Raw genomic sequence first — 5,279 nt, forward strand, 5'->3', positions numbered from 1 at the left:
CCCCACTGCTCGGCGATCATCTCCGCGCCGATTCCCTGGTTGGGGACCGCGCCGTCGTAGCGGTCGAGGAAGGTCTGCGGGAACGGCCTACCGCCGTTCGCCAGCGACGAGCCCATCGGTGTCCGCGACATCGACTCCACACCGCCGGCGACGACGACGTCGTAGTGCCCGGCGATCACCCCGGCGGCGGCGAAGTGAATCGACTGCTGGCTCGACCCACACTGCCGGTCGACGGTGACACCGGGAACGGTCTCCGGCCAGCCGGCGGTCAGCAACGCAGTGCGCCCGATGTCGAGCGCCTGCTCGCCGGCCTGCATGACGCATCCCCAAATCACGTCGTCGACGATCTCGGGGTCGACGCCGGCCTTCTCGACGAGTCCGTTGAGGACCTGCGCGGACAGATCGGCGGGGTGTACGCCGGACAGCCCACCGTTGCGCTTGCCGATCGGTGAACGGACCGCCTCGACGATGACGGCTTCAGCCATGACTTCTCCTTATGACTTGAGGTTGTGCCTCGATTGTTGACCAACCCGTTGGACGGCTCGCCACGGGGGTGCTCAGCGGGCAGGTAGCGTCGAGAGCCATGTCGCGCATTGTCGTCATCGGCGGCCATGGCAAGGTCGCGTTGCACCTGGCTCGGACCCTGACTGAGCGAGGCGATGAGGTGACGTCGGTCTTCCGTAATCCCGACCACGCCCAGGACGTCGCGGCGACGGGTGCCAGTCCGGTCGTCGCGGATATCGAGGCGCTGGACACCGACGCGCTGACCGATATGCTCGCCGGGTACGACGCGGTGGTGTTCTCCGCCGGGGCCGGTGGCGGCGACCCGGCCCGCACCTATGCCGTCGACCGAGACGCCGCGATCCGGGTGATCGATGCCGCCCGCCAGGCCGGCACGCGTCGTTTCGTCATGGTGTCGTACTTCGGCGCGGGGCCAGACCACGGCGTAGCCGAGGACAATCCGTTCTTCCCCTACGCCGAGGCGAAAGCGGCCGCCGATGCCCACCTTCGGGCCAGTGACCTCGACTGGACGGTGCTGGGGCCGGGCCGACTCACGCTCGAACCGGCCACCGGCCGAATCGCCGTCGGCACCGCCGGAGAGGTCTCCCGGGAAGATGTCGCGCTGGTGGCAGCCGCCGTGTTGGGCGATGACACTTCAGCGATCCGCCGGACCATCGAATTCAACAACGGCGACCTGCCCATCGCCGAGGTGCTGGCCGCCAGGTAATCTCGTTGGTGCAGCTGGTTTGCCGCCGCCCCACTAGGTGTCGGCATCGAGCGAAGCATGTTACGAGTGCTTCGTAAGAGGGAACCCGGTGAAAGTCCGGGACTGTCCCGCAGCGGTATGCAGGAACGACCGCCGTCACAAGCACTGGTCAGCCGACCGGGAAGCGACGGCCAGTAGGAGCACCACTGGAGTGTGTGCCTGCAAGTCCGAAGACCTGCCGACTGTGCCGGGCGCGCCGCGCCTGGCGGCTCATCGCCTCGTGGAATGGGCGTTCGGCTGTCCTGGTTGCAGAAGTGTGCTAGCGGCACAACGCAACCGGATCAGCTTCGCGTCCGCTGGCGGTGACCACCCCGTCGATTAAAGGACCAGATCGTGACCGCAACACCGTTTACCGCCACCGTCACCGGCTCTCCGCGCATCGGCCCGCGGAGGGAGCTCAAGCGAGCCACCGAGGGCTACTGGGCGGGCCGGACCAGCCGAGCAGAGTTGGAGAATGTCGCCGCCACGCTGCGCCGCGACACCTGGTCACAGCTGGTCGCCGCCGGCTTGGACTCGGTGCCGGTTAACACCTTCTCCTACTACGACCAGATCCTTGACACCGCCGTGCTGCTGGGAGCGCTGCCGGCCCCGGTGCAAAGCATCTCCGATGACTTGGACCGGTACTTCGCGGCCGCCCGCGGCACCAAGGACATCGCGCCGCTGGAAATGACCAAGTGGTTCGACACCAACTACCACTACATCGTCCCCGAGATCGGGCCGGACACCAAGTTCTCGCTGCATCCCGAGAAGGTGCTGGCTGAACTCAAAGAGGCTCGCGAGCAAGGGGTTCCGGCGCGTCCAGTGATCATCGGCCCGCTCACCTTCCTGTTGCTGAGTAAGGCGGTCGGTGGTGCGGGCGCACCGGTGGAGCGGCTCGACGAGCTGGTCCCCCAATACTGCGAGCTGCTTTCGCTGTTGGCCGACAACGGCGCCGAGTGGGTGCAGCTGGACGAACCGGTACTGGTGACCGACATCTACGCCGACACCGCCGCCCTGGCGGAGAAGGTGTACAACACGCTGGGATCGGTGCAGAAGCGGCCCGCGATTTACGTGGCCACCTACTTCGGCGACCCCGGCATCGCACTGCCCGCGCTGGCTCGCACACCCGTCGAGGCGATCGGCGTGGACCTGGTCTACGGCGCCAACACCGCGGTGGCCAACATATCTGGGGTTCCCGGCCTAGCCGGCAAGACGCTGGTGGCCGGTATCGTCGACGGCCGCAACATCTGGCGCACCGACTTGGAATCGGCGCTGAGCAAGCTGGCCGCGCTACTGGGTTCAGCGCAGACAGTTGCCGTGTCTACGTCATGCTCGACGCTGCATGTGCCGTACTCGCTGGAGCCCGAGACCGAGCTGGACGACGCGCTGCGCAGCTGGCTGGCCTTCGGCGCCGAGAAGGTGCACGAGGTCGCCACTTTGGCACGCGCGCTGCGCGATGGCCGTGACGCGGTTGCCGAGGAGATCGAGGCCTCCAACGCCGCGGTGAAGTCTCGTCGCTCAGATCCGCGGCTGCACAACAACCAGGTGCGTGCTCGCATCGACTCGATCACCAAATCGGGCACTGAACGCGGGCCGGCCACAGAGCGCCGCGAGGCGCAGAACGCGCGCCTGCACCTGCCGCCGCTGCCGACCACGACGATCGGGTCGTTCCCGCAGACCTCGGCGATTCGCAAGGCTCGCGCTGCGCTGGTTGCCGGTGAAATCGACGAGGCCGGCTACGAGAACCGGATGAAGCAGGAGATTGCCGACGTCATCAAGCTGCAGGAGGACCTGGGTCTGGACGTGCTGGTGCACGGCGAGCCGGAGCGCAATGACATGGTGCAGTACTTCGCCGAGCAGCTGGACGGATTCTTTGCCACCAAGAACGGCTGGGTGCAGTCCTACGGCAGCCGCTGCGTGCGCCCACCGGTCCTCTACGGTGACGTCGCCCGTCAGCACCCGATGACGGTGGACTGGGCCAAATACGCCCAGTCGCTGACCGACAAGCCGGTCAAGGGCATGCTCACCGGTCCGGTCACAATCCTGGCCTGGTCGTTCGTCCGTGACGACCAGCCGCTGGCCGACACCGCCAACCAGGTGGCGCTGGCCATTCGCGACGAGACCGTGGACCTGCAGTCGGCCGGCATCGCGGTGATCCAGGTCGACGAGCCCGCCCTGCGGGAACTGCTACCGCTGCGCGACGCCGACAAGGCGGCCTATCTGGACTGGGCGGTGGGTTCGTTCCGGTTGGCAACCTCCGGCGTGGCCGATTCGACGCAGATCCACACGCACCTGTGCTACTCGGAGTTCGGCGAGGTGATCGGCGCGATCGCCGACCTGGATGCCGACGTCACGTCCATCGAGGCCGCCCGCTCGCACATGGAGGTGCTCGACGATCTGAACTCGGTCGGCTTCGCCAACAGCGTGGGACCCGGCGTCTACGACATCCACTCGCCGCGGGTGCCCAGCACCGACGAGATCGCCAAGTCGCTGCGGGCGGCGTTGAAAGCCGTTCCCGCCGAACGACTGTGGGTCAACCCCGACTGCGGTCTGAAAACCCGCAATCCCGACGAGGTCTCGGCGTCGCTGACCAATCTGGTCGCCGCGACCAAGAAAGTGCGGGCCAGCGCCTAGGCATGGCAATCGCCGAGCGTGAAACTGTTGCGACATCACCCGCTGAAATCTCGCAACAGCTTCACGTTCGGCGCGGGGCCTGCCGCTCGGTCGAGCTTTCATACACGTGCACCGGCACGTCGTCGGCCCAGGGCTGGCGGGACACCATGTCGGCCACCCGGACGTAGCCTCGCTCGAATTCGCCGGTCGCGGCGTCCACCAACCGATACTGCTGAGTCTGGTTGTGAATCGGCTGGGCGTCGAGCATCACCACCCGCACCTCGCCCGGCTCGAAGTGACAGCGCTTGTGCAGGGCCGCGACCAACTGCTCGTTGCTGAAGTGCCCGTCGCCGAAATTCCACCCGATCGCGGTGCTGCAGAGTCGCTCGCCGTCGGTGAGGACGTAGTCGTCCTCGTTCCGCTCAGCCATCGCGCGGTGCGCCAAGGTGAACAAGGCGCGGCCGTGAGTGTTGAAGGCGCGGAAGGCATATCCCATGTACATCGGGATCTGCGCGGCTTCCTTGCTGCCGTAGAATTTCTCCAGCTGGGCGGCGGGCATGCTGGCGATCGCCACGATGCTCTTGGCGATTTTCCCGTCGGCCGAAGGTTTGATGCACCACAGCGTGGTGTCCCAGTTGCCCGCGTAGTATCGCATGCCCGGCAAGAAAGACACCTTGCGGGGGAACAGGTTTCCGAGGGCCACCGTGCCCGCGACGACAGCGAACAGCAGCAGCGGCAGCGGTGTGGTCAGGTCGCCGAGCCCGACGGAGGCGTGGCCGACGAACAGCGCCAGCACGCTGAACATCATGAAGACATTCCACTCCAGCGGCACCCCCATCGGAATCGACGACAGGATGCCAAAGTGGAAGCACAGCATGACGAATGCGGCGATCGCGGTGGGCCAGCCGCCGTGACTGAAGAACAACACCAACGGCACCAGTCCTTCGATCGCGGTGCTGAAATGCGCGAGCCAGCGCGACGGCCGGCCCGGACGCAGGTCATCCGGAAAGTGTTCGAAGAACGCCCGTTTGATCAACCGTGGCCGGAACACCGGGTTGTTGCTCATCATCGTCGAGATGACGAACGGAAAGTGCTTGTTGAGCTTGGAAGTTGCTGCGCCCAGCCAGATCACCAGGCACACCAGTTTGGCGCCCAGGATCATGTCCACCCCATAGCCGGCGAACAGGAAGGCAACCGTGAACGAGGCGTACACCTCGCCGCGGGCGGCCAGGAAGATGACCTTGTCGCGCAGACCCAGCACCGCCAATACGCCGAGCACCGCCCAGATCTGCCAAGACGGCAGCACCCCGACCGCCGTCCCCAGCGCCGGCAGCGGCCCGGTGCCGTCGGAGACGATCGCGACGACGAGCAGCACCAGCAGTGCGCCGTACAGCAGCGCATCGACCGGAGTCCGGTCATC

General features: G+C 66.4%; 4 protein-coding genes and 1 riboswitch. Of the genes, 2 read left to right on the top strand and 2 right to left on the bottom strand.

The window, feature by feature from the left end:
* On the bottom strand, positions 1-485 hold a 485-nt coding region (locus tag WAN71_RS18495; RefSeq protein ID WP_422226725.1), incomplete at its 3' end, for a beta-ketoacyl synthase N-terminal-like domain-containing protein.
* Positions 486-583: 98 nt separating this feature from the next.
* On the opposite strand from WAN71_RS18495, the gene WAN71_RS18500 reads away from it, so the two are divergent.
* Positions 584-1,228 (top strand): SDR family oxidoreductase, encoded by a 645-nt coding sequence (locus WAN71_RS18500; protein ID WP_422226726.1) that lies wholly within the window; start codon positions 584-586, stop codon positions 1,226-1,228.
* A gap of 18 nt (positions 1,229-1,246) precedes the next feature.
* Positions 1,247-1,464: riboswitch (cobalamin riboswitch) on the top strand.
* Between the two features lie 136 nt (positions 1,465-1,600).
* On the top strand, positions 1,601-3,880 hold the full coding sequence (gene metE, locus WAN71_RS18505; RefSeq protein WP_422226727.1) for a 5-methyltetrahydropteroyltriglutamate--homocysteine S-methyltransferase: 2,280 nt from the start codon (positions 1,601-1,603) through the stop codon (positions 3,878-3,880).
* Positions 3,881-3,941: 61 nt separating this feature from the next.
* On the opposite strand, the gene WAN71_RS18510 is transcribed toward metE, so the two are convergent.
* Positions 3,942-5,279 (bottom strand): DUF3556 domain-containing protein (locus WAN71_RS18510; protein WP_422226728.1); only part of this gene is annotated, 1,338 nt, incomplete at its 5' end.

This window comes from Mycobacterium sp., assembly GCF_049280035.1.
GTDB lineage: Bacteria > Actinomycetota > Actinomycetes > Mycobacteriales > Mycobacteriaceae > Mycobacterium.